The 1,574-nt window shown below is 63.5% G+C and carries 2 protein-coding genes; both read right to left on the bottom strand.

The window, feature by feature from the left end:
• Positions 1-86: 86 nt before the first annotated feature.
• On the bottom strand, positions 87-398 hold the full coding sequence (locus PMI38_RS21020) for a hypothetical protein (RefSeq protein ID WP_008098433.1): 312 nt from the start codon (positions 396-398) through the stop codon (positions 87-89).
• Between the two features lie 99 nt (positions 399-497).
• Positions 498-1,397, bottom strand: a complete 900-nt coding sequence (locus tag PMI38_RS21015; protein WP_008098432.1) for a chemotaxis protein — start codon at positions 1,395-1,397, stop codon at positions 498-500.
• Positions 1,398-1,574: the final 177 nt, after the last annotated feature.

Here is a 1,574-nt window from a genome sequence, read left to right as displayed (position 1 = left end):
GGAGCGAGCTTGCTCGCGATGCGCCGCGCGGGCGGCGCTCGATTTGTGCCACACCTCAAAACCCAAGGCATGCGCCCCGCAGCCCCTCACCTGGCCTCAGGATTCCACTCACTGACAAAGGCATGCTGCTGCTTGCGGTCATACAGGCACAACTCCGTGCCCGTGCGCCCCTGCATGTGCTTCTGTGGATAAACCCCTTCGATCAGCAGGGCACTGAACCCCACCTGGTCATCGAACTCCGCAGGTTTGCCGCGGGCGTGGGCATCCTTGAACTGGCTGGCCGCCAGGCAAGCCTTGAGCATCTGCTGGCGCTGCTCGTTCCAGGCCTGGCTGCTGGAGGCCTGGGCGTTAACGCTGAAGAGGGCGCAAGCGATCATGAGAGAGCTGAAAAACTTCATGGCGCGGTTCCGACGAATGATCCGAGGGGCGCGAATTATGCCCAGTCATCCCCGGCAGCGGGCTGGGGAGTTTGTCGCCGAATATGACAGCACGGACCTTCAGCGCTCGGCAAACACCACGGTACGAGCGGCAACCACCAGGCAGTCGGTAAGCTCGGGCGAAGAGAACTTGGTGAGGATGGCGTTGGCCCCGGCCAGCCTGGCTTTTTCGGCGCTCATCACGCTGTCCAGCGAGGTGTGCAGCAGCACGTAGAGGTGCTGGAAGTCCGGTGTCTCGCGCAGGGTGCGGGTGAACGCGTAGCCGTCCATTTCCGACATTTCGATGTCGGACACGATGATGTTGATCTCCTGCGCGGTGCCCTGCAGTTCCAGCAGCACGTTGATCGCATCCTTGGCGCTGCGTGCGGTGTGGCAGTCGATGCCGAGGTTGCGCAAAATGTGGACCGACTGCTGCAGCGCTACCTGGCTGTCGTCCACCACCAGGATGTTGGCGGCGGCCAGCAGGCTGGCGTCTTCTTCGCCGAGTGCGCCCGGGTGCGCCACGGGTTCGGGCGGGGTGATGGCGTGGATGACCTTCTCGATGTCCAGCACCTGCACCAGGTTGTCGTCGACCCGGGTGACGCCGGTGATGTACGAGCGGTTGCCCGAGCCGAAGGGCGGCGGCTTGATGTCGGTGCTCAGGCAATGAACGATGCGGCTCACGGCCTGTACATGCAGGCCCTGGCGCGAACGGCTGACCTCGGTGACGATCAGGCAGCCGCCGTCGGGGTCGGCCAGCGGGCGTTCGCCGATGGCCCGGGACAGGTCGATGACCGACAGCGAATTGCCGCGCAGGGTCGCTACGCCTTTCACATGCGGGTGCGATTCGGGCAGCTTGGTCAGCGTTGGGCAGGGAATGATCTCGCTGACCTTGAGCAGGTTGATTGCCATCAGCTTGCCGCTGCGCAGGGTGAACAGCAGCAGGGAGAGCGAGTCCGCGCGGGCGTTTTGCGTGGCCATGGGGACCTTCGTGGTGGGAGACAGGGGTAACGGGTTATCGGCCTGATTGCGTGGGGCTTTAGGTGGGGTGGTTTTTTTTGAGGGGCATGGGTTGAGGTTTTTGGCGTGTTTGAAATCGAGCGCCGCCCGCGCGGCGCATCGCGGATAAATCCGCTCCTACATTTGTTGCAACGTGCC

The organism is Pseudomonas sp. GM84 (genome assembly GCF_000282535.1).
Lineage (GTDB): Bacteria > Pseudomonadota > Gammaproteobacteria > Pseudomonadales > Pseudomonadaceae > Aquipseudomonas.
Note: the sequence above shows the minus strand (reverse complement) of the source record. Positions and strands in the feature narration are given on the sequence as shown.

Excerpts from the sequence above, each read along its gene's own strand:
- PMI38_RS21020 (WP_008098433.1), bottom strand. The coding sequence starts at position 398 with ATGAAGTTTTTCAGCTCTCTCATGATCGCTTGCGCCCTCTTCAGCGTT.
- PMI38_RS21015 (WP_008098432.1), bottom strand. The coding sequence starts at position 1,397 with ATGGCCACGCAAAACGCCCGCGCGGACTCGCTCTCCCTGCTGCTGTTC.